A 22,540-nucleotide genomic window follows, 5' to 3' on the forward strand; every position below is an offset into this window, starting at 1 on the left:
CTCCCGGCATCCTCGCCCCTCCCTCTCCCCGCCCGTCCGTCCTCTCCTCCGGCCCCGGAGCACCGCGTGTGCGCCGGGGCCGGCCCGTTCCCGGAGGCACCGGTTTGACACGCACTCCCCTCCTAACCATGATTCCATTAATTGACTAATGGAATCGAGGGAGAGCGCGTGGCTGAGACGAACACGCCGGCCGCCTCCGGGGCCGCCTGGGCCCTGGAGGCACGCGGCCTGGGCAAGCGGTACCGCCGGGGCTGGGCACTGCGGGACTGCTCCTTCCGGCTGCCGGCCGGCAGGATCTGCGGCCTGGTCGGGCCGAACGGCGCCGGGAAGAGCACCCTGCTGGGCATGGCCACCCGCCAGGTCGTCCCGACGGAGGGCGAACTGCGGGCGTTCGGGGTCCCGGTGAGCGACCCGGCGACGATGCCGAGATACGCCTTCCTCGCGCAGGACAAGCCCCTGTTCAAGCGGTTCACCGTCGCCGAGTCCCTGCGGATGGGCGCCGAGCTCAACCCGGGCTGGGACATGGCCGCGGCGGAGCGGATCGTCTGCGCGGGCGGCATACCGATGGAGGCCAGGACCGGCACGCTCTCCGGCGGGCAGCGGACCCGGGTCGCCTTCGCGCTCGCCTTCGGCAAGCGGCCGGACCTGCTGCTGCTGGACGAGCCGATGTCCGATCTGGACCCGCTGGCCCGGGACGAGATGAGCACCCTGCTGATGGCGGAGGCCGTGGAGCGCGGCACGACCGTGGTGATGTCCTCGCACATGCTCACCGAACTGGAGGACATGTGCGACTACCTGCTGGTCCTCTCCCAGGGCCGGGTCCGGATGGCCGGGGACGCGGACGCGCTGGTCCCCGCCCACCGGATGGTGACCGGGGTCGCCGAGAACGGCGCGCTGCCGGCCGCCCTCCTCGGCCACACGGTCGTCGAGAGCCGGATCCAGGGGCGGCAGTTCCAGGCGATGGTGCGGACCGACGGCCCGCTCGGCGGCGGCTGGCAGGTGTCCGAGCCCAGCCTGGAGGAAGTGCTGCTCGCCCATCTCCGCTCGCCGGACGTACCCGCGCTGTACACACCCGGCGCCCGCACCGAGGCCGAGGGGGCCACGACCGTATGAGCACCACCCTGACCGGGACGCCCGCCGGACGTACCGCCCCCCGGAGGGCGGTACGCGGACTGACCTGGCTGATATGGCGCCAGCACCGGGCCACCTGGCTGTGCCTGCTGGGTGTCACGGTGGCCGTTCCGCTCTGGATCGGCTACCAGCGCGGGCAGTTGGTCGAGGTGCTCGACGCGGCCGGCTGGCCCGAGCGGCCGGCACCGACGCCGGTCACCGGCGACCAGTACGACCTCCTCATGATGCTGCTCGGCGCGCTGCCCGTCGTACTGGCGGTGTTCCTCGGTGCCCCGCTGATCGCCGCCGACAGCGAGCAGGGCACCGCCAGGCTCGTCAGCACCCAGTCCGTGTCCCGCCGGCGCTGGCTGGCCGCCAAACTGGGCTGGTGCCTCACCGCCACCCTGGTCGTCTGCGCGGTGATCTCCGCGGTCCACACCTGGTGGTGGGAGCCCTACCGTTCGGTGCTCTCGTACACCTGGCTGGAGGGTTCGGTGTTCGACAACACCGGCCCGGTGCTTCCCGCGCTCGCGCTCTTCCTGACCGCGGCCGGTGTGACCATCGGGGTGCTCGTGCGCCGGGTCCTGCCCTCGATGCTGGTCACGTTCCTCTTCGCGGTGGCGGTGGAGACCGCCTGGGGCATGGTCAGGACGCATCTGGCGCCGTCCCGCACCTTCGTCTATCCGCTGGAGGGCGAACTGCCCGCCCGTCTCTCCGAGTCGTACGAACTGGACCGCTGGGTGGCGAACGCCGACGGGCAGCTGTTCGGCTGGGGCTCCTGTGCCGAGTACACGGAGAAGGCGCAGGCCGCGTGCATCGCGGACAAGGGCATCGTCGACAACGTCGTCGAGTACCTCGGTTACGACCAGATGGCGGCCATGCAGTGGACCGGTGCCGCCGTCCTGCTGGCGGGAACCGCGCTGCTCACGGCGTTCGTCGTGTGGCAGGCGCCGCGGCGTGCGCTCTGACCGGCCGCCCCGCCTCGTAAAATACCGTCAACCGAGCGGAAGGTGATGCAGGTGGTCGTGTTCCGCATCGACCGGCGCAGCGGGGTGGCGACCTACCTCCAGATCGTCCGGCAGGTCGAACAGGCCCTGCGGATGGGCGCCCTGGTGGAAGGTGACCGGCTGCCCACGGCCGCCCAGGTCGCCGCCGCCACCAAGGTCAACCCCAACACGACGCTCAAGGCCTACCGCGAGCTGGAGCGCGCGGGGCTGGCCGAGGTGCGTCAAGGGGCGGGGACGTTCATCACCCGGTCCCTGGCGGAGCCGGGTTCGGACCCCGAGTGGCCGTTGCGCTCCTCACTGAACGAATGGCTGCACCAGGCGCGGGCCGAGGGTCTCGGCGCCGCGGAGGTACGGGAGCTGTTCCGCGCCTCCTTCGAGACCGTGTTCACCACCGGAACCGGAACCGGAACCGAAACCGCGGCCTCGCCCGGGGCCGGGACCGCGGCCGGGACCGCGGCCGGAACCGGCTGACCGGGGCGCGCGCGCCGGCGGACCGGAGCGCACCGTCGCCATGACCGCCGGCCGGCCCGGGGCGCTGCCCCGAGGCCGGCCGGTCCACCTACGACACGCGCCACAACACACTCATGGATGAGCAGTTTTTCGCAGCGATCACTCGTTTTCGGTCACGTATGGCTTCCATCAACTCCCCACAAGGGGTTGACTGCCCGTGACGCGAGGTGACGTGACCGAGGCCGTACGGCCGGCCGGCCTGTTCGGACACGTCCGCCCCGAGAGGAGAAAGGGGGCGCCGTGGGCCATCTCACCTCGTACGGTGACCCTTTGGCCTCTGCCACCGCGTCCCCCGTGGGGGGCCCGGCGGCGGGCGGGGTCCGGCGCGTCGTGCCGGCCGGCACCCCGGCCGGCCTTCACCGTATCGACTCGACGAGGGGCACCAATGAGCCACATTGCCTTACCGGCGTTTCACATGCCGTTCCGTAGTGCCGGGTGCAACCCGGGTATGGAAGCGACCAAGTCGGCGGCCTGGCGGTGGGCGGAGGAGAACGGCCTCTCCCTCTCCCCCGCGGCGCGGAAGAAGATGCTCCGGACCCGGCCCGAACTCTGGATCTCACTCATTTTCCCCGGCGCTTCCCAGCAGCACCTCGACCTCTTCTGCCAATGGCTGTTCTGGGCGTTCCTGGTGGACGACGAATTCGACGACGGGCCCGCGGGCCGCGACCCCCGGGTGTGCGGGAGGGCGATCGCCCGGCTGGTGGACGTCCTGGACGGCGCCGGGCCCCAGGTCCCCATGGAGCACGCGCTCGTGGAGTTGCGGGAGCGCACCTGTCCGGGCCGGTCCCCCGACTGGGTCCGGCAGTTCCGCCGCGACACCGTCGCCTGGCTCTGGACGTACTACGCGGAGACCGTGGAGCGCGCCGCGGGAAAGGTCCCCAGCCGGGCCGAGTTCACGCTGCACCGCCGGGACTCCGTCGCGATGCAGCCCTTCCTGGACCTGCACGAGATCACCGCCGGGATCGACCTCCCGGAGTACGCCCGCAGCCTGCCCGCGTACATCGCGCTGCGCACCGCGGTGACGGACCACTCCGGCCTGTGCAACGACATCTGCTCGTTCGAGAAGGAGGCCCTCCTCGGGTACGAGCACAACGCGGTCCGGCTCATCCAGCGGGACCGCGGCTCCACCCTCCAGGAGGCGGTGGACGAGGCCGGGGTGCAGCTCGCGCGGATCGCCGAGCGGGTCCGGCGGGCCGAGGGGGAGCTGATCGGGGAGATCGCGGCCGCGGGCATCGAGGGCCCGGTACGGGAGGCCCTGGAGCGCTGCGTACGTGATTACCGGGGCCTGGTGCGCGGCGACTTCGACTACCACGCGCGCGCGGAACGCTATACCCGTCCCGACCTGACGGAGCCGGAGGGGCGGGAGACGCTCTCCCGCCACTTCGCCGCCTGACACGCGAACGGCGCCCCGCGCCGTTCCCGGGGCCCGGGGATCGTGACGGATCCCCGGGCCCCGCGGATCGTGACCAGGTTGGTTCCCTAAGGTGGGGACATCATCGGCGGAATCCGCGACCATCGTGTGAAGAAACGGTCGCGGAGCCGGCCGTGACATCTGTTGAACCACCGCTGCGGCGGTCGTCATCCTCGGGGATCACGTGCGAGTGAAGCGAAGAATATGGGCCACGGCCGCCGTTGCCACGACGGCCGTGGCGGGCGTCCTGGTGTTCGAGGGGGTGACCGGCACCTCCGGTATGCCGGAGGACGCGCGTGCCGCGTCCGTCCCGGCCGACGTGGACGTGCACGCCTCGGCGCTGAAGGTGTCCGGTGACGGGACGTCCGCCTCCCTGGCGCAGCGGGACAGCAAGCCGTTCAGCATGCTGGGCGTCACCTGGACCGATCCCTCGGCCCGGGTGACGGGCACCGTCGAGGCCCGTACGCGGTCCTCCGCGACGGGCGACTGGACGGCCTGGCTGCCCCTGGACACCGAGATCGACGGCCGTACGGAAGCCGGGCAGTCCGGGGTCCGCGGCAGCACCGAGCCCCGCTGGGTCGGCCCGTCCGACGGTGTGGAGGTCCGGGTGTCCACGGCGGACGGCACCTCGGCCGGGCTTCCGGAGGGACTGCGGCTGGACACCGTGGACCCCGGCCGCACCACGGGCACCGCGCCCGAACCCGCCGCCTACGCCGTCGATGCCGCCGACGCCACCGACGAGCCGTCCCAGGAGCCGCCCGTCCCGCCGGCCGACGGCTCCGGCACGGAGCCCTCCGCCGAACCGGAGGACACCCCCACCGGCCCGGCGGGCGAACAGCCCTCCCCCACGGTGACGTCGGACCCGCCGCCCCCGTCCGCGGAGCCGAGCGCGGAGCCCACCACGGCGTCCCCCTCGGCCTCGGCGTCCACCGGGGCCCCGTCCACCGCACCGAGCGCGACGGTGTCCCCCGCGCCGCCGTCGACGATGCCCCAGCCGCCGATCGTCTCCCGGGCCGGCTGGAACGCCGACGAGTCCCTCAACGACGAGTCCCCGGACTACATGGCCAAGGTCAAGGCCGTCTTCGTCCACCACACCGCGCAGACCAACTCCTACTCCTGCGCGGACTCCCCGGCGATCGTGCGGGGCCTGCACGCCTTCCACGTGAAGTCCAACGGGTGGAAGGACCTCGGCTACAACTTCCTGGTCGACAAGTGCGGCACCGTCTTCGAGGGCCGCAAGGGCGGCGTGGACCGCGCGGTCCAGGGCGCGCACACCTACGGCTTCAACCGTGAGACCACGGGCATCGCCGTCATCGGCATGTACACGGACACCTCGGCGGCGAGCCCCGCGACGGCCGCGGTCGCCCGGGTCGCCGCGTGGAAGCTGGGCCAGTACGGCGGCAACCCGGCGGGCACCACCACCCTGGTCGCGGGGGCCGCCGGGACGAACTACTCCGGCAAGAAGTTCACCGCCGGCACGGCCTACACCTTCCAGCAGATCTCCGGGCACCGCGACGGCTTCAACACCCAGTGCCCCGGGGGCAAGCTCTACGCCCAGCTCCCGGTGATCCGCGGATACGCGGCCGGTCCCGTGGCGGGGCTCAAGGTCACGTCGGTGTCGGGAGCCGCCCTGTCGGGCTCGGCGTACTACACCAAGGCCGGCATCACCGTCGGCTGGTCCGCCTCCACGCCGTCCGCCTTCGTCAAGTCCTACGACCTGCTGGTCGACGGGAAGTCCGTCGCCACCGTCAAGGGCACCGTCGCCTCCGCCAAGGCCACGCTCGCCGCGGGCAGCCACAAGGTCCAGGTGCGCGCCACCCATCTGTCGGGCAGGACCTCGGTGTCGGCGGCGGCCACCGTCGTCGCCGACCGCACCGCGCCGGTCTTCTCCACCAAGCCCTACCTCGCCCTGCGCACCGGCACGGTGAACACGAAGGCCGTCCCGCTCACCCTGAAGTGGAAGGCCGCCGACGCGGTGCTCCTCAAGGACGTGCGGCTGACCGCCCCGGTGGCGAAGACGTACGGGCCCACCGTCACCAGCGCCTCGCACACGGCCAGGCCCGGTACGGCCACGGCCTGGAAGATGACGGCCTACGACCGCGCGGGCAACGCCGGATCCGCCTCGGTCACGGGGACGCCGGTCATCCTCCAGGAGTCCGCGGCGAAGAGGAGCGGGACCTGGACGACGAGGACCTCCTCCAGCTACCTCGGCGGCAAGTCGTATTCGAGCGCGACCAAGAAGGCGTCCCTGACCTGGACGTTCACCGGCCGCTCGGCCTCCTGGGTGGTGTCCCGGGCCGCGTCCTCGGGCCAGGCGTACGTCTACGTCGACGGTGTGAAGGCGGCCACGGTGGACCTGAAGTCCTCCAAGACCGCCTACCGGCAGGCGGTCTGGACGAAGACCTGGGCGAGCTCAGCCAAGCACACGGTCAAGATCGTGGTGGTCGGCACGAAGGGACGGCCGACCCTCACGACCGACGGCCTGGTCTACCTCAAGTAGCCGGGCCGCTCGCGGTGCCGGCCCGGGATCACCGGGCCGGCGCCGGTCAGGCCTTGTTCTGCGAGGCCCAGAACTCGTCGAAGGTGAGCTCGCCGTCGCCGTTGCCGTCGTGCGCGTTGATGACCGCCTGGGCCACGGTCTCCGTGACGTAGGGATCGCCGAGCTGCGCCATCGCGCTCTTGTACTCGGCCGCCGTTATCCGGCCGTCGCCGTTCTGGTCGAAGCGCTCGAAAGCCTTGCGTGCCGACTCGATGTCCGCCACTGTTCCACCCCTCTGTCCAGCGTGTTCCGCTGGTTCGGCTTGTTGACGGAGGTCAGGTTAACCGGCGGCGGCTCCGCCGGATCCAGCGGGCGAGCCACCGGGCGCGCAGGGTGACAGCACGGAAAAGATCACCGATGAATCAACCGGACAAGCTCATACCTATGCAGGCAATTCCAGGCCAGTGACCCATCACACCTGCATTTCACAAGCCCGTTGCACCTTATTTGACCAAACCGCCCGTTATGCCGTTTTGGAACCGCCGTCGGGTATCTGCCATAGTCGGTGACACGACCTCCTCCGACCCGAGCCAGGTCCCATGAGCGGCCGTGGACACACCCCCCATTCCACGGCCCCCCGCAGAAGCCCCCGCAAGCCGCACCCCGGCAGACCGGGGGCTTCTGGTTTCCCGGGCGGGGCGCCACGGCCCCGCGCGGGCATGCGGAGCGCCCGCGCGGTCGGGCGGGAGGGGGGTGGGGCCGCTCAGCGGTCCAGGATGCGCATCTCGAACCAGGTCGTCTTGCCGCGGGGTAAGAGATCGACGCCCCACCGGTCGGAGAGCTTGTCCACCAGGAAGAGCCCGCGCCCGCTGACGTCCATGGCCCTCACGGGCATCAGGCACGGCAGCCCGCGCGAGGGGTCGCGCACCTCGATCCGGATCCAGCCCCGGCGCCGCAGCATCCGCAGCCCGAAGACCCGTGCCCCGGTGTGCCGCACCGCGTTGCCGACGAGCTCGGAGACCAGCAGCTCGCCGTACTCGACGGTCTGCGGCGGGAGGTTCCACTGGCGCAGCATCACGCAGGTGGTGATCCGCCGCGCGGTGGCCGCGGACTCCGGCCGCGAGGGCAGCCGCACCTCGCCCTCCGTCGGATTCCCGAACAACTCCAGCGCCTTGAACGCCAGTTCGTCTTCCGCGGCTGTCATCCAGCGTGCCGCCGCCGCACTGCTGCGCGGTCGCGGCTGCTCCACACCCTCCAGGCCCGCCATGCCCACCATCATGGCCGCAGCGAACGCGCTCCGTGGCCGTTCCCGGGGAATCCCCCGTCCGGGACGGAGAGTCCCGCGCAAGGTTCCTGACATATGCCAGGGGCAGAGAGGACGCCCGGAAACCGGTCTCGACCTGCGGTGATACGAGCCGGCCGGAGCACCCTGGGGGCGGCGTGCGCACGGGACCCCGAGACTGCCCCGAGGTCCCGTCAATCCGCCCGCAGGGATGAACGCACGTCCCTGTGTACCCCACGTGCCCGCGGCAGGTCCGCCGCGGGGCCGTCAGAGGAAGGTGGCCTTGCCCGGCCCCTCCTCCACGAAGCTGCGCATCCCCCGCTCGCGGTCCTCGGTCGCGAACAGCCCGGCGAACCAGGTCCGTTCGATGGTGAGCCCGGTGTCGATGTCCGTCTCCAGCCCGGCGTCCACGGCCTCCTTGGCGGCCCGCAGGGCCAGCGCGGGCCCCTTGGCGAGCCGGGAGGCCCAGGCGAGTGCCTGCCCGTAGACCTCGGCGGCGGGCACCACCCGGTCGACCAGGCCGATCGCCAGCGCCTCCTCGGCCTTCACCTGACGGCCCGTGAAGATCAGGTCCTTGGCCTTGGCCGGGCCGACGAGCCGGGCCAGGCGCTGGGTGCCGCCGGCCCCGGGGATCAGGCCCAGCAGGATCTCCGGCTGCCCCAGCTTCGCGTTGTCGGCGGCGATCCTGAAGTCGGCGCAGAGGGCGAGTTCGCAGCCGCCGCCGAGCGCGTACCCGGTGACGGCGGCCACCACGGGCTTGGGGATGCGGGCCACGGCGGTGAAGGCGTCCTGAAGGTCCTTGGACCGCCCGACCATGGCCGCGTGGTCCATCACCTGCATCTCCTTGATGTCCGCGCCCGCCGCGAACACCTTCTCGCCGCCGTAGAGGATCACGGCCCGCACGTCGTCGCGCCGGGACGCCTCGGCGGCGAGTTCGCGCAGCCGGTCCTGGACGCCGGTGTCGAGGGCGTTCATCGGCGGGCGGTCCAGCCGGATCGTGCCGACGTGGTCACGTACTTCGAGGGTTACGGTCATGGAGGCAGGTTAACCGCCGCTAACGCGGCGGGGCCCGGTGCCGTCGGTCACAGCACCGGGCCCCGCCGTCCCCGGGAGGGGCGTGATCAGGCGGTCCACTCCGACCAGTCCATGTTCCAGCCGTTGAGGCCGTTCTCCGGCTGGATCACCTTGTCCTCGGAGTTCTTGACCACCACGACGTCGCCGATCAGCGAGTTGTCGAAGAACCAGGCGGCGGGGGTCGTCTTGTCCCAGGCTCCGCGCACGTCCCGCAGACCGACACAGCCGTGGCTGGTGTTGGTCGAGCCGAAGATGCCGGAGGCGCCCCAGTAGTTGCCGTGGATGAAGGTGCCCGAGGTGGACAGGCGCATCGCGTGCGGCACGTCCTTGATGTCGTACTCGCCGCCGAAGCCGACGGTGTCACCGTTCATCCGGGTCACCTTGAGCTTCTCGCTGATGACCATCTGCCCGTTGTACGTGGTCGTGGACGGTGCGCCCGCCGAGATCGGGATGTCCTTGATCTGCTCGCCGTCCCGGACCACCGTCATCCGGTGCGAGCGCGCGTCGACGGTGGAGACCTGGCTGCGGCCGATGGTGAACTTCACCGTCTTGGCCTGCTTGCCGTAGACGCCCGGCCGTCCCTCCACCCCGTCCAGGTCCAGGCGCAGGGTCACCTTCGTGCCCGCGGCCCAGTACTTCTCGGGGCGGAAGTCGAGGCGGTCGTTGCCGAACCAGTGGGGCTCGATCTCCACGGCCGGCTCGGCCGTCACCCGGATCGCCTTCTCCACGGCCTCCGGGTCGGTGATGCCCCGGGTGAAGTTGATCGACACCGGCATGCCGACGCCGACCGTGGAACCGTCCTCGGGGGTGTAGTGCCCGATGAAGGTGTTCTGCGGGACCAGCGTCGTGAAGGTGGTGTCCTTCGCCGACTGGCGGCCCTCGGCGTCCTTCGCGACCGCGTGCACCGTGTACCTGGTCGCGGCGGCCAGGTGCCGGTCGGGCACCCAGCTCAGCCCGTCCGCGGCGATCTTGCCCTCGACCTCGTTGCCCTTGGGGTCGGCGACCTCGACGGTGCTCAGCTTGCCCTGGGCGGCGGTGACCTTCAGGGCCCCGCTGGTCGCCACGTCGTCGGCGCCGTCCTTCGGCGCGATGGTCACCACCGCCTGCGAGGCGGCGGTGTCGGCGCCCCCGCCACCGGTCCCCTTGCCGTCCTCGCCCTTGTCCGCGGCCGCGCCGCTCCCCCCGCACGCCGTCACCAGCAGGAGCAGCGCGCCGAGTACCAGCGCCATGAGGCCCTGGGCCCCGCGCCCCCTCCGCCCCTTGTCCGCCCCGGCCGATGCCCCCGATATCGGCAGCCCGTTCACTGTGGTCGTCTCCCCTCGCACGGCCTGGCCCCGCCATGGCCCGCACCCCCGCGCGCTGCACATGCACGCTCGCGAAAAGACAATCACACCGGACGCCGGGTCGCCCTCCCCGGGAGTGTCACCGTTGTGTCCCAACCCGTCCCGGCCGGGCCCCGGGCGGTCCCGGGGCCCGCGCAGGTCAGCGACCGGTCAGCGCAGTGCCGAACCCTCCTTCCACCGCGCCCACCCGAGGTTCCAGCCGCCGAGCCCGTTGTCCGGCGCGACCGTGGTGTCCGTGGAGTTGACGATCTCCACCACGTCGCCGACGAGGGTCCGCTCGAAGAACCATCCGGCGGGGGTCCTGGAATTCCCGCCCTTCTCGTCGCGCAGCCCGATGCAGCCGTGGCTGGTGTTCCGGGCGCCGAAGACCGCGGACGGCTCCCAGTAGTTGCCGTGCAGGAAGGTGCCCGACTTGGTCAGCCTGATGGCGTGCGGGACGTCCTTGATGTCGTACTCGCCGCCGAAGCCGACGGTGTCACCGTTCATCCGGGTCACCTCGTGCATCTCGGAGACCACCATCTTGCCGTTGTACGTGGTGGTCCTCTCGGCGCCCGCGGTGACGGGCACCGTGCCGAGGACCCGGCCGTCGCGCCGGACCTCCATGGTGTGGGCCCGGACGTCCACCACGGAGACCTGCTCCCTGCCGACGGTGAACACCACCTTCTTCCGCTGGCTGCCGAACACCCCGGGCGCGCCCTCCACGTCGCGCAGCCCGATGTCGACGGTGACCTCGGTGCCCGGCCTCCAGTACCGGGCGGGCCGGAAGTCCAGCCGGGAGGCCCCGAACCAGTGGCCGGCCACCTCGACCTCGGGTTCCGCGGTGATCCGGATCGCCTTCTCCACCGCGGCGCGGTTCTCCACCGGCCGGCTGAAGTCGAAGGAGACGATCATCCCGGTGCCGACCGTCGACCGGTTCTCCGGCTTGAAGTACCCGATGAACCGGTCCTCGGGGACCGCGGTCCTGAACGTGGTGCTGCGGGCCGACCGTTCGCCGTCGCCGTCGACCGCGACGGCCTCGACGCGGTACTTCCCGGCGAGCGCGAGCCGGTGCACCCCTCCGTGGGGTCTCCACGACCTGCCGTCGTCCGCGATCCGGCCCTCCACCTCCCGCTGCTCCGCGTCCTCGATCCGTGTCACCCTGACCCGTTCCAGCCGCCCGTCGGGGACGCTCACCTCGACACGGCTGTCCGCGTCCACGTTCTCGGCACCGTCCCTGGGTACGACGCGGATGGTGTCCGCGGGGCCCCGGTCGTCCCCGAAGAGCGTCGCCGCCTCGGTGCAGCCCGCCAGCAGGGCCAGCACGGTGAACAGTCCTGCCCATGTCAGCACGGAGGCCGAACCCGTCCGTGCTCTCTTCGCTTCGTGGTTCACGCCCCGCCCAACGACGGTCACGCCCGGGGGAAACGTGAGCGCGGGCCGCGCCGTGGGCAGAACAGGGGGGAGGACACCACCGGGAAGGGCCGTGGCGCGGGCGCCGCGCGCCCTTCCCGCGGGTGGCGCGCCCGACGAGTCGCAGGAGGCCGAGACGTGTCGAGCACAGCCGGGCGGGAGGAACCGCCGCGCACGGCGGGCAGGGCGGCGGCGCGCGGAACGGCACCGCGGCCGGAGCCGGACCGGCCACCCGTATGGCCGGGTGCCCCGATGCCGCTGGGGGCCCGCTACCGTACGGGCCCGGACGGCGGGGCGGGGACGAACTTCGCCCTGTGGGCGGCCGGCGCCGAGTCCGTCGTGCTCTGCCTCTTCGACGCCGGGGGCCGGGAGACCCGGCTCCCGCTGACCGAGCTGACCCATGAGATCTGGCACGGCTTCGTCCCCGGGGTGCGCCCCGGGCAGCGCTACGGCTACCGGGTGCACGGCCGCTGGGACCCCTGGACCGGTGCCCGCTGGAACGCGGCGAAGCTCCTCCTCGACCCGTACGCCCGTGCCGTGGACGGCGACTTCACGCTGCCGCCCGAGGTGTACGGCCACGTACGGGACTGGCCGGACCAGCACGTCGCCGACACCGTCCGCGACGACCGCGACTCCGCGCCGTACGTCCCGAAGGGGGTCGTCGTCCATGACGACGACGACTGGGCGGACGACCGCAGGCCCAAGACGCCCTGGGCGGACACGGTCATCTACGAGCTGCACGTACGCGGTTTCACCAGGCTCCACCCGGACATCCCGCCCCGGCTGCGCGGCACCTACGCCGGGCTCGCCCACCCCGCCGCCCTCGGCCATCTGCGGCGGCTCGGGGTGACGGCCGTCGAACTGCTCCCGGTGCACCAGTTCGCGCACGAGGACCACCTGCTGCGGCGGGGCCTGCGCAACTACTGGGGCTACAACTCCATCGGCTACTTCGCCCCGCACGCCGCCTACGCCGCGAGCGGCACGGCCGGCGGGCAGGTCGGCGAGTTCAAGCAGATGGTGCGCGCGCTGCACGGGGCGGGGATCGAGGTGATCCTCGACGTGGTCTACAACCACACGGCGGAGGCGGGCGAGCTCGGGCCGACGCTGTCCCTGCGCGGCGTCGACAACCGCGGCTACTACCGCCTGGCGCCGGACGCCCGCCGATACGCGGACTACACCGGCTGCGGCAACACCCTGCACGTGGTGCGGCCGCAGGTGCTGCGGCTGATCACGGACTCGCTGCGCTACTGGGTCACCGAGATGGGCGTCGACGGCTTCCGCTTCGACCTGGCGGCGGCGCTGGCCCGCTCGATGCACGACGTCGACATGCTCTCCCCGTTCCTCGCGGTGATCGCCCAGGACCCGGTGCTGCGCCGGGTCAAGCTGATCGCCGAGCCCTGGGACGTCGGCGACGGCGGCTACCAGGTGGGGGCCTTCCCCCCGCTGTGGGCCGAGTGGAACGACCGCTACCGGGACGCGGTGCGCGACTTCTGGCGGGGCGCGCTGCCCGACGTACGCGATCTCGGCTACCGGCTCACCGGGTCGAGCGACCTCTACGCCTGGGGCGGGCGGCGGCCCTACGCCTCCGTCAACTTCGTGACCGCGCACGACGGTTTCACCCTGCGCGACCTGGTCAGTTACGGCCACAAGCACAACGAGGCCAACGGTGAGGACAACCGCGACGGTACGGAGGACAACCGCTCCTGGAACTGCGGGGCGGAGGGCGAGAGCGACGACCCGGACGTCGGCGCGCTGCGCCTGCGGCAGCTGCGCAACCTCCTCACCACGCTCCTGCTGTCGACCGGTGTGCCGATGCTGGTGGCGGGCGACGAGATGGGGCGGACCCAGGGCGGCAACAACAACGCCTACTGCCAGGACAACGAGACCGGCTGGCTGGACTGGTCCCTGCTGGAGCAGCCCCGGTGGCGCCGGCTGACGGAGCTGACCTCACGGCTGCTGGCCCTGCGCCACGCCCACCCGGTGCTGCGCCGCCGGGCGTTCTTCGCGGGGACGCCGCAGGCCCCGGACGGGCTGCGGGACCTGGCCTGGTTCACCGCGCGGGGCACGGAGATGACCGAGGCCGACTGGTACGCCCCGGCGGCCACCCTGGCGCTGTACCTCTCCGGGCGCGACATCCCCGGCCGGGACGCCACCGGCGGGCAGGTCACCGACGACAGCTTCCTGGCGGTCCTGCACGCCGGGCACGAGCCGTGCGACGTCCGGCTGCCGGGGGCGCCGTGGGCGGCGGCCTACGAACTGGTGCTGGACACCGCGTCGGAGGAGCAGGCCGAGGCTCCGGGGACGGTGCACCGGGCGGAGTCGGTGCTGAGGGTGCCGGGGCGCACGGTGCTGCTGCTGCGGGTGCGGGAGCCGTCGCCGCCGGGGTCCGGCGGACGGGATCAGCCCAGGATGCCGCGTTCGTAGCCGACGGCGACGGCCGCGGCCCGGTCCTTGGCGCCCAGTTTGGCGAAGACATGGGTGAGGTGGGTCTTCACCGTCGCCTCACTGATGAACAGTACGGCGGCGATCTCGCGGTTGGAGGTGCCCCGGGCGACGAGGGCGAGCACCTCGCGCTCGCGTGCGGACAGCGCCTCGCCCGCCGGCCCGGCCGGGGTCCGCACCCGGGTCACCAGCCGTGAGGCGACGGCCGGGGAGAGCACGGTGCGGCCCTCGGCCGCGGCGCGTACCGCGGTGAACAGCTCGTCGCGGGGCGCGTCCTTGAGGAGGTAGCCGGTGGCGCCCGCCTCGATCGCGGGGAGCGTGTCGGAGTCGGTGTCGTACGTGGTCAGGACGAGCACCCGGGACCGGGCTCCCCGGCGGGTGAGTTCGGCGATGGCCGCCACTCCCCCGCCGCCGGGCATCCGCAGGTCCATCAGGACGACGTCGGGGTCCAGTTCCAGGACGAGTCCGACGGCGGCGACCCCGTCGGCGGCCTCGCCGAGCACCCGGAAACCGGGCGCGGAGGTGAACATCCCGCGCAGACCGTCCCGGACGACGGGGTGGTCGTCGACGAGGACGAGGGTGATGGGGCGGGCGGGACCTGGGGTGGGGGCGGCATCGGTCATGTCGCAGCCACCGTACTGCCCGCCGGACGCACCGGGCCAGGGGGAGCCGCCGCTGTCCCGCGCCGGCCCGTCAGGCCGGCCGGACCAGGGGGACCCTCGCCGACACCGCGGTGCCCAGGCCCGGTTCGGACTCCACGGTGACCGTGCCCGCGATCCGTTCGGCCCGCGCCCGCATCCCGCCGAGCCCGAAGCCTCCGGCGCCGCTGTACGGCGGAAGGGCGGCGGGGTCGAAGCCGCGGCCGTCGTCCCGGACGTCCAGGGTGATCTCGTCGCCCATGTAGGAGAGGGTGACCCCGGCACGGGTGGCCCCGGCGTGGCGGGCCGCGTTGGCCAGGGACTCCTCGGCGATGCGCAGGAGGGTGGCGCCCACCTCGTCGTGCAGCGGCTCGGCCGTGCCGGTGACGGTGAAGTCCGCGCGTACACCGTGCCGTTCGGCCCAGCCGGTGACCGTCTTCTCCAGCGCCCCCGGCAGGTCGTCCTCCTCCAGGGCCGCGGGGACCAGGTTGTGCACGGAGCGCCGGGCCTCGCCGAGGCTGTGCCGGGCGAGTGCGGCGGCGCTGTCGAGGTGGCGGCGGGCCAGGGCGGGGTCGCCGCCGCCGGTGGAGGCGGCCGCCTGGAGCTGGGCGATGATCCCGGCCAGTCCCTGGGCGAGCGTGTCGTGGATCTCGGCGGCCAGCCTGCGCCGTTCGTCGGCGACCCCGGCCTCGCGGGCCTGGAGGAGGAGCTGGGCGTGCAGGGCGGCGTTCTCGGCGAGGGCCTGTTCCAGCCGGGTGTTGGCGCGTTCCAGTTCGCCGATGGTCTCGGTCTGGCGCCTGGTCTTCTCGGCCTCGCGGTCGCCCAGGTTGCCGAAGAGGAGGGCGAGCGAGGCGTGCAGGACGAAGAGGGCCCCGAAGGCCCCCCAGTTGGTGAGCGAGGCGGGCGGCATGCCGCTGCCGGACTGGGCGCCGGCCATGGTGACGGCGGTGCAGAGCAGTCCGGCGCGGGCGAACCGTTTCGGCAGCAGGCTGCCGACGTCGAAGTAGCCGATGATGGCGTAGATGGAGAAGAACGGGTTGCTCCAGCACAGCGCGAAGGCGGCCACCGTCCGCAGCACGTAGTAGACCGTCGCGGCGGGGGCGTGCGGCCCGGTCCCCGGCCTGGTCCGGTCCCACCAGAGCTGGAGGGCCGAGGCCGCGACGACCAGGCCGCCGGCGGCGCGCACCTCGCCGGCCGTCATGCCGATCAGCCGGGACGACAGGGCGGCCATCAGGACGGCGATGGCCAGGAGGGTCCAGGGGCCGTACCGGTAGAACTGCTCCCAGCGCTGCTCGACCGTCGTCCCGCCGCTCATGGCGCCCTCCCCCTCGGTTCCGTACCGGCCCAGTCTCCCCCCGTCGGCGGCGCCCGGTCACTCCCAGCGGAAGAGCCGGGCCGACAGGGCTCCGAGCACGGCGGTCCACACCGCCATGACGGCGAGGTGCGTCCAGCCGGGCCAGCTTCCGGAAGCGGCCTGGTCGAGTGCCTGGGACGCGGCCCCGAAGGGGGTGAACTCGACGACGGTGCGCAGCAGTCCGGGCATGACCTGAACGGGCACCCAGACCCCGGCGGTGAACATCATCAGCAGGTACGCGACCGAGCCGACGGCCGTCGCGGCCTTCGTCGTCGGGGCCAGGGCGCAGACGGCGGCGCCGAGCGCGAGGACGCAGGCGACGGCGAGGAGGAGCGACAGGGCGTATCCGGGGAGCTGCTCCGGCAGGCGGACGCCGAAGCCCGCCCGTCCGACGGCCATGACGAGGACGGCGGAGCCCAGCGCGGCGGCCCCGTGCAGGGTGATCTGGGCGAGGAGGAGGGCGGAGGGCCGGACGGGGGTGGCCGACATACGGCGCAGGATGCCGCGTTCGCGGTAGCCGGTGAGGACGGGCGGCATGGCCTGGAGGCCGGCCATGATCATGGCGAGCAGGACGGCCACGGGGACGTAGATGTCGACGACCCTGCGTCCGCCGAGGCCGTCGTCGGCCTCCCGGAAGGACGGGACCAGGCCGAGGATCGTCAGGAGGACGGCCGGGAAGACCAGGATCCAGAAGAGGCTGCCGGGTTCGCGCAGGAAGAGGCGGGTCTCGGTCGTGAGGACGGCGCCGAGCGGGCGGGGCGCCGGGGCGGCCGGAGCCGCGGTCGTGGTCGTGGGCATCAGGCGTCCTGCTCCGTGAGGTCGAGGAAGGCGTCGTCGAGGCTGGTGTCCAGCACCCGCAGCCGGCTGGCGGTGATGCCGAGGCCGGCCAGCAGCGAGATGACCGCGTCGGCGGTCTCGTCGGTGCCGTGGACGGTGATCCGGCCGTCGCGTCCGTCGGTGGAGACGGACACCGCGCCGGGCAGCCGGCCGAGGGCGCGGGGGTCGGGGAGCGGCTTCGAGGGGGTGAAGGAGACGACGGTGGAGCCGGCGGAACGGCCGGCGATCCCGGCCGGGGTGTCGAGGGCGATGAGCCGGCCCTTGTCGATGACGGCGATCCGGTCGCAGAGGTACTGGGCCTCCTCCATGAAGTGGGTGACCAGGACGACGGTCACCCCGCTGTCCCGCACCTCCTCGATGAGCCGCCAGGTGTCGCGGCGGGCGCGGGGGTCGAGTCCGGTGGTCAGTTCGTCCAGGACGACCACCCGGGGGTTGCCGACGAGGGCGAGCGCGATGAACAGCCGCTGCTTCTGGCCGCCGGACAGCTTGGCGAAACGCTGCCCGAGGTGGTCCTCCAGCCCGAGGCGTCCGGCGAGCACCCGCCAGTCGGCGGGGTGCGGGTAGAAGGCGCTGTAGAGCTCCAGGGCCTCGCGGACGGTCAGTTTGGGCTGGAGCCCGCTCTCCTGGAGCTGGGTGCCGAGCAGCCGGGTGACCTCGTGCCGGTCGGCGACCGGGTCGAGTCCGGCGACCCGTACGGTGCCGGCGTCGGGGACGCGCAGGCCCTCGACGCATTCGACGGTGGTGGTCTTGCCGGCCCCGTTGGGTCCGAGGATCCCGAAGATCTCCCCCTCCTCGACGGTGAAGCCCACCCCGTCGACGGCAAGGCGCCCGCGGTAGGCCTTGCGGATCCCGTTCACTTCGATGATTGGCATACCCGCAAGGGTTCCGCCGGACGGCCGCGGGCGGCATCCGCCGACCCGCTCGAAGCCGCATCATCCGATCGGCTGATGGGCGCCGTCGAACAGCTGACCCGGCGGTGCCCCGGCCGGTGCTGCGCCGGTGGCCGTCCGGAAAACCACGTGAGGGATGTCAGTGGTGAACCATAGGCTCGGTCCTGATGCCCGAAAAACTTGCAGAGCCCACGGAACGGTCCGCCGTGCGCTCCCTTCTGCGTCTGTGGCCCTATGTCCGGCCGGTGCGCGCACGGTGGTTCTGCGCCGCCCTCGTCGCGGTGCTCGCCTCCTGTCTCGGCCTGGTGATCCCGCTGGTCCTGAAGTGGATGGTGGACGGGCCCGTCGCGGACCGGGACCCGGGCGGGGTGTGGCTGGGCGCGCTGTACCTGCTGCTGCTGGGCATCGTCGAAGCGGCGCTCTTCGGGCTCCGGAGGTGGCTGGTGGCGCGCCCGCTGGCCGGGGTCGAGGCAGCGATGCGCGCGGACCTCTACCGCCATCTCCAGCGCCTCCCGGTGGCGTTCCACGACCGCTGGCCGTCCGGGCAGCTGCTCTCACGCGGGACGACGGACCTGATGCTGCTGCGGATGTTCCTGGCGTTCCCGCTGACCTTCCTGCTGGTCAACGCCACGACGATCCTGGTCGGTTTCGTCATCCTGTTCGCCCAGGAGTGGTCGCTGGGGCTGGTACTGCTGGTGCCCGCGGTGCCGTTGATGGTGCTGTGCTCCGTCTTCGAGTCGAAGTACTCGCTGGTGGCGCGGAAGGCGCAGGACCAGGTCGGTGACCTGACGACGGTCGTCGAGGAGAGCGTGCTGGGCATCCGCGTCGTCAAGGGGTTCGGCCGGCACCGCAGCCAGGCGCGGGCCTTCCGGGCGCTGACGGGACGGCTGCGGGGGACGGAGCTGGCCAAGGCCCGGCTGCTGGCCGGGATCTGGGCGCTGATCACCTCCATCCCCGAACTGGCCATCGGTGCCGCGCTGGTGCTGGGCACCGTCCAGGTGGCGGACGGCGACCTGTCGGCGGGGACGCTGGTGGCGTTCCTGTCGACGGCGCTGGCGCTGCGCTGGCCGGTGGAGTCGATCGGCTTCCTGCTGGCGATGAGCCAGGAGTCGGCGACGGCCGCCGACCGCTACTTCGAGGTCATGGACGTCGCCGAGGAGCACGCGGAACCCTCGGAGCACCCGGGGCCCCCGGAGCCTGCGGAGCGCCCGGGGCCCGCGGGTGGCGCAAAGGCCCCCCGGCCCGGCGGCGGGCGGGAGGAGGGACTGGTCTTCGAGGGGGTCGAGTTCCGCTACCCGGACGCCGCCCCCGGCTCCGCACCCGTCCTGTCCCGGATCGATCTGCGCGTCCGCCCCGGCGAGACGATGGCCCTGGTGGGCGCGACCGGTTCCGGCAAGACGACGCTGACCGCGCTGGTGCCCCGGCTGCACGAGGTCACCGGGGGCCGCATCCTGCTGGACGGTGAGGACATCGCGTCCATGGACCGGGCCAGGCTGCGCGAGCTGGTGTCGGTGGCGTTCGAGGAGCCGACGCTCTTCTCGGCGACCGTCGGCGAGAACGTGCTGATGGGCGCGGAGGGCGCGAGCGAGCAGGAGCTGCGCCGGGCGCTGTCCGTCGCCCAGGCGGACTTCGTGGACGCGCTGCCGGACGGGACCGGCACCCAGGTCGGCGAGCAGGGCCTGAGCCTGTCGGGCGGCCAGCGGCAGCGGCTCGCCCTGGCGCGTGCCGTCGTGGGCGGGCCCCGTTTCCTGGTACTCGACGATCCGCTCTCCGCGCTGGACGTGCACACGGAGGCGCTGGTGGAGGCGGCGCTGCGGCGGGTGCTGGAGGACACCACGGCCCTGGTCGTCGCCCACCGGCCGTCGACGGTGATGCTGGCCGACCGGGTGGCCCTGCTGTCCGGGGGCCGGATCGCCGCGGTCGGCACCCATCAGGAACTGCTGCGCACCCGCCCCGAGTACGCCTGGCTGATGTCGGGCGCGCGGAGCGCCCCCGCAGGTGCCGCCGCCCCGGCGGGCACCGGTACCCCCACTGCCGAGGAGGGCAGCACCCGATGACCACCACCGCGGACGGCCCCGCCCTGGCCGACGAGGACCTGCCCGGCGACGCGTCACCGCCGCCGGGCACCACGGACCCCTTCGACCAGGACGATCTCCCCACCCCGCCCGGAGCGACCTGGTCGCTGCTGCTCTCGCTGCTCGGCCCGCTGCGCGCCCGGGTGGTGGTGGCATCCCTGGTGCTGCTGCTCCAGCAGGCCGCCGTGCAGGCGGGGCCGCTGCTGGTGGCGTACGCCATCGACAGCGGTGTGCCCGCGTTCCGGGACCGCGACTACGGCCCGCTGGTCGCGGTGGGCGTGGGGTACGCGGTGTGCGCGGCCGGGGCGGGCCTGTTCCAGTACGTCTTCATCCGGGCGGCGGCCCGGATCAACCAGGACGTGCTGCTCGATCTGCGCGGCCGGATCTTCCGCCACGCCCAGGCGCTCAGCGTGGACTTCCACGAGCGGTACACCTCCGGCCGGCTGATCTCCCGTTCCACCACCGACGTGGAGTCCCTGCGCGAGCTGCTGAGCGAGGGTCTTCAGGAACTCATCGGCGTGGTCCTGTCGTTCGTGACGATCTCGCTGATGCTGCTCTGGCTGGACCTGGGCATCGGTTCGATCGCGGTGGCCTCGTTCGTCCCCCTGTACCTCCTGGTGCGCGCCTACCGGCGCCGGGCGGCGAAGGCCTACTCCGCGCGTTCCACGGCCGTCGCCTCCCTGATCGTGAAGTTCGCCGAGACGATGAACGGGATCCGCCCGGTCCAGGCCTTCCGCCGCGAGCGGGCCAACGACGCGGCCTTCGCGGTCCTCAACCACCAGCACGAGCGGCGCAACGGCGACGCCCTCCTGGAGATGGCCCGGTACGTCGTCGGGTCGCGGCTCGTCGCCAACACGGCGGTGGCCGCGATGGTGCTGTGGGGGGCGTACCGCGTGGCGTCCGGCACGCTGGAACTCGGGGTGCTCGCGGCGGCGGTGCTCTATCTGCGGCGGCTGTACGACCCGATCGACCGGCTCGCGATGTTCCTCAACTCCTACCAGTCGGCCGCGGCCTCGCTGGAGAAGATCGCGGGGCTGCTGGCACAGGTCCCGTCGGTCCCGGAACCGGCCGCCCCGAAGGAGCTGCCCGCCCGGGCCGGCGAACTGCCCGGCCGCGAGGTCACGTTCGACCAGGTGCGCTTCGCGTACCGTACGGGCGGCGAGGTCCTGCCGCGCTTCGGCCTGACGCTGCCGGCCGGGCAGACCGTCGCCGTGGTCGGCTCGACCGGTGCGGGCAAGTCGACGCTGGCCAAGCTGCTGGCCCGCTTCTACGACCCGACCGAGGGCAGGGTCCTGCTGGACGGCACGGACCTGCGCGACCTGCCGGTGGCGGAGCTGCGGCGGGGGGTGGTGATGGTGACCCAGGAGGCGTTCCTGTTCTCCGGCACGGTGGCCGAGAACATCGCGATCGGCCGCCCGGACGCGACGCCGGAGGAGATCGAACGCGCGGCGAAGGCGATCGGCGCGCACGACTTCATCGCGGGCCTGCCCGACGGCTACGACACCGACGTCCGCAAACGCGGCGGCCGGATCTCCGCGGGCCAGCGCCAGCTGGTCGCCTTCGCCCGGGCGCTGCTCGCGGACCCGGCGGTCCTCATCCTGGACGAGGCCACCAGTTCCCTCGACATCCCCGGTGAGCGGGCGGTGCAGCAGGCCATGGACACGGTCCTGCGCGGCCGCACGGCCGTCGTCATCGCCCACCGCCTGTCCACGGTCGAGATCGCCGACCGGGTCCTGGTGATGGAGCACGGCCGCATCGTGGAGGACGGCACCCCGGCCGAACTCATCGCGGGCACGGGGCGCTTCGCGGGGCTGCACCAGGCGTGGCGGGAGAGTCTGGCCTGAGGCGGCGGGTGCCGCCGGCTCCCCGGCGGCGCCCCTGCTAGGGCGTGTTTCGAAAGTAGCGCCGTCCGCCCGGAGGGCGGGCCCGGCGGCGTCTGGTGCGTGCGATCGCAAGGCGGAGGGTCACCTCGATACTGGTTGTATCGGGGTGATCCCGACAACGCGGCGAGCGTGCGTGCCAGACGCCGCCGGGAAGGCGGGGCTTTCGAAAGACGCCCGAGGGGCGGCCCGGCCGCGTACGCCGGTGCGGGCACGGACGGCGCCGGGCCCCCGGACCGGGCAGGGCCGGGCGCCGTCCGCCGGGGGCGGGCGGGTCCGTCCGCCGCGCGTCCTGGTGGCACAGGGGGCCGCCTCGGCCGTGAGGGCTCCCGGGGCGGCTCCCACCGGGACGCGGCCGAAGGCCGTCCGGCTCTCGGGGAGGCGCCCGCGGTCCACGGGCCGCCCGTGTGCCCGCCGGAACGCACCGGCCGGCACACAGGCACAACGGGTACGCACGGGGCACCCCTGCCCCAGCAGGCCCTCATATGGATCCGGCCACTCGCGCCCCCCGTCTCAGCCCGTGGTCGCCGACCGGTCCCCCACGCGCGGCCCGGAAGCGCCCGTTACTGAGGGAAACCCTTCTCTGCCCTGCAGCGTAAGGCTCCTGGCGCCCCTGACGGCCCGGCCGCCCCCTCGGCGTGACATCGCGCGAAACGTTCGCTTAACGAACACCACACATCCGGCAACGAACGAGTTCCAGCCAATTCATTGACGCGCCCCTGACATGTGCACGGTCCAGCTGACACTCTTCCTGCGTTCCACGCTTCGCCTGCTCTGCCGGCCGGCCCACCCGTCGGCCCCACCCCCCTTGCAGAAGGA

At 72.8% G+C, this 22,540-nt stretch carries 17 protein-coding genes; 8 read left to right on the forward strand and 9 right to left on the reverse strand.

The features are described from left to right. Positions 1-168: 168 nt before the first annotated feature. The 5 genes from CP967_RS09560 (at position 169) to CP967_RS09580 (ending at position 6,538) form a co-directional block, all read left to right on the forward strand. Positions 169-1,113: an ABC transporter ATP-binding protein gene (locus CP967_RS09560; protein WP_150487558.1), complete on the forward strand. Its 945-nt coding sequence runs from the start codon at positions 169-171 to the stop codon at positions 1,111-1,113. Beyond that, complete coding sequence (locus CP967_RS09565; RefSeq protein ID WP_150487559.1) at positions 1,110-2,078, forward strand: ABC transporter permease; 969 nt, start codon at positions 1,110-1,112, stop codon at positions 2,076-2,078. The genes CP967_RS09560 and CP967_RS09565 overlap by 4 nt, the downstream gene beginning before the upstream one ends. A 45-nt stretch (positions 2,079-2,123) precedes the next feature. After that, entirely contained in the window at positions 2,124-2,588 is a 465-nt protein-coding gene (locus CP967_RS09570; protein WP_150487560.1) for a GntR family transcriptional regulator, read from the forward strand. 487 nt (positions 2,589-3,075) lie between these two features. Then, positions 3,076-4,020, forward strand: coding sequence for a terpene synthase family protein (locus CP967_RS09575; protein ID WP_413096707.1), 945 nt, complete (start codon positions 3,076-3,078; stop codon positions 4,018-4,020). Between the two features lie 202 nt (positions 4,021-4,222). Continuing rightward, positions 4,223-6,538, forward strand: a complete 2,316-nt coding sequence (locus tag CP967_RS09580; protein WP_150487562.1) for a peptidoglycan recognition protein family protein — start codon at positions 4,223-4,225, stop codon at positions 6,536-6,538. A gap of 46 nt (positions 6,539-6,584) precedes the next feature. Here the strand turns inward: CP967_RS09580 and CP967_RS09585 are convergent, their stop codons facing one another. From CP967_RS09585 to CP967_RS09605, 5 genes are all read right to left on the reverse strand, one after another. Continuing rightward, positions 6,585-6,800 carry an EF-hand domain-containing protein gene (locus CP967_RS09585; protein WP_150487563.1) on the reverse strand — a complete coding sequence of 72 codons (216 nt, stop codon included), beginning with the start codon at positions 6,798-6,800 and terminating at the stop codon, positions 6,585-6,587. Between the two features lie 480 nt (positions 6,801-7,280). Further along, positions 7,281-7,796 (reverse strand): ATP-binding protein, encoded by a 516-nt coding sequence (locus tag CP967_RS09590; protein WP_150487564.1) that lies wholly within the window; start codon positions 7,794-7,796, stop codon positions 7,281-7,283. Between the two features lie 270 nt (positions 7,797-8,066). Next, entirely contained in the window at positions 8,067-8,834 is a 768-nt protein-coding gene (locus CP967_RS09595) for an enoyl-CoA hydratase/isomerase family protein (protein ID WP_150487565.1), read from the reverse strand. Positions 8,835-8,920: 86 nt separating this feature from the next. After that, positions 8,921-10,177, reverse strand: coding sequence for a L,D-transpeptidase (locus CP967_RS09600; RefSeq protein WP_150487566.1), 1,257 nt, complete (start codon positions 10,175-10,177; stop codon positions 8,921-8,923). Between the two features lie 189 nt (positions 10,178-10,366). Continuing rightward, entirely contained in the window at positions 10,367-11,587 is a 1,221-nt protein-coding gene (locus CP967_RS09605; protein WP_150487567.1) for a L,D-transpeptidase, read from the reverse strand. A gap of 270 nt (positions 11,588-11,857) precedes the next feature. Here CP967_RS09605 and glgX point away from each other — a divergent pair, with 270 nt between their 5' ends. After that, positions 11,858-14,029, forward strand: coding sequence for a glycogen debranching protein GlgX (glgX, locus tag CP967_RS09610; RefSeq protein WP_150487568.1), 2,172 nt, complete (start codon positions 11,858-11,860; stop codon positions 14,027-14,029). On the opposite strand, the gene CP967_RS09615 is transcribed toward glgX, so the two are convergent. The 4 genes from CP967_RS09615 to CP967_RS09630 form a co-directional block, all read right to left on the reverse strand. After that, positions 14,005-14,670, reverse strand: a complete 666-nt coding sequence (locus CP967_RS09615; RefSeq protein WP_150487569.1) for a response regulator — start codon at positions 14,668-14,670, stop codon at positions 14,005-14,007. The genes glgX and CP967_RS09615 overlap by 25 nt on opposite strands. 70 nt (positions 14,671-14,740) lie before the next feature. Beyond that, entirely contained in the window at positions 14,741-16,000 is a 1,260-nt protein-coding gene (locus CP967_RS09620) for a sensor histidine kinase (RefSeq protein ID WP_150487570.1), read from the reverse strand. 57 nt (positions 16,001-16,057) lie between these two features. Then, complete coding sequence (locus CP967_RS09625) at positions 16,058-16,837, reverse strand: ABC transporter permease (RefSeq protein WP_150487571.1); 780 nt, start codon at positions 16,835-16,837, stop codon at positions 16,058-16,060. Then, positions 16,837-17,748 carry an ABC transporter ATP-binding protein gene (locus tag CP967_RS09630; protein WP_150487572.1) on the reverse strand — a complete coding sequence of 304 codons (912 nt, stop codon included), beginning with the start codon at positions 17,746-17,748 and terminating at the stop codon, positions 16,837-16,839. The genes CP967_RS09625 and CP967_RS09630 overlap by 1 nt, the downstream gene beginning before the upstream one ends. Before the next feature lie 185 nt (positions 17,749-17,933). Between CP967_RS09630 and CP967_RS09635 the strand changes: the two genes are divergently transcribed. Beyond that, entirely contained in the window at positions 17,934-19,823 is a 1,890-nt protein-coding gene (locus CP967_RS09635) for an ABC transporter ATP-binding protein (RefSeq protein ID WP_229888190.1), read from the forward strand. After that, a complete protein-coding gene (locus CP967_RS09640) occupies positions 19,820-21,685 on the forward strand; it encodes an ABC transporter ATP-binding protein (protein WP_150487573.1) in 1,866 nt (621 codons plus the stop codon). The genes CP967_RS09635 and CP967_RS09640 overlap by 4 nt, the downstream gene beginning before the upstream one ends. The last annotated feature ends 855 nt before the right edge of the window (positions 21,686-22,540 follow it).

The sequence above is a fragment of the Streptomyces nitrosporeus genome (genome assembly GCF_008704555.1).
Lineage (GTDB): Bacteria > Actinomycetota > Actinomycetes > Streptomycetales > Streptomycetaceae > Streptomyces > Streptomyces nitrosporeus.

Bases quoted from the DNA above. Each gene is read 5' to 3' on its own strand.
- CP967_RS09565 (WP_150487559.1), top strand. From the start codon at position 1,110: ATGAGCACCACCCTGACCGGGACGCCCGCCGGACGTACCGCCCCCCGG.
- CP967_RS09570 (WP_150487560.1), top strand. From the start codon at position 2,124: ATGCAGGTGGTCGTGTTCCGCATCGACCGGCGCAGCGGGGTGGCGACC.
- CP967_RS09575 (WP_413096707.1), top strand. From the start codon at position 3,076: ATGGAAGCGACCAAGTCGGCGGCCTGGCGGTGGGCGGAGGAGAACGGC.
- CP967_RS09590 (WP_150487564.1), bottom strand. From the start codon at position 7,796: ATGATGGTGGGCATGGCGGGCCTGGAGGGTGTGGAGCAGCCGCGACCG.
- CP967_RS09595 (WP_150487565.1), bottom strand. From the start codon at position 8,834: ATGACCGTAACCCTCGAAGTACGTGACCACGTCGGCACGATCCGGCTG.
- glgX (WP_150487568.1), top strand. From the start codon at position 11,858: ATGCCGCTGGGGGCCCGCTACCGTACGGGCCCGGACGGCGGGGCGGGG.
- CP967_RS09615 (WP_150487569.1), bottom strand. From the start codon at position 14,670: ATGACCGATGCCGCCCCCACCCCAGGTCCCGCCCGCCCCATCACCCTC.
- CP967_RS09620 (WP_150487570.1), bottom strand. From the start codon at position 16,000: ATGAGCGGCGGGACGACGGTCGAGCAGCGCTGGGAGCAGTTCTACCGG.
- CP967_RS09625 (WP_150487571.1), bottom strand. From the start codon at position 16,837: ATGCCCACGACCACGACCGCGGCTCCGGCCGCCCCGGCGCCCCGCCCG.
- CP967_RS09630 (WP_150487572.1), bottom strand. From the start codon at position 17,748: ATGCCAATCATCGAAGTGAACGGGATCCGCAAGGCCTACCGCGGGCGC.
- CP967_RS09635 (WP_229888190.1), top strand. From the start codon at position 17,934: ATGCCCGAAAAACTTGCAGAGCCCACGGAACGGTCCGCCGTGCGCTCC.
- CP967_RS09640 (WP_150487573.1), top strand. From the start codon at position 19,820: ATGACCACCACCGCGGACGGCCCCGCCCTGGCCGACGAGGACCTGCCC.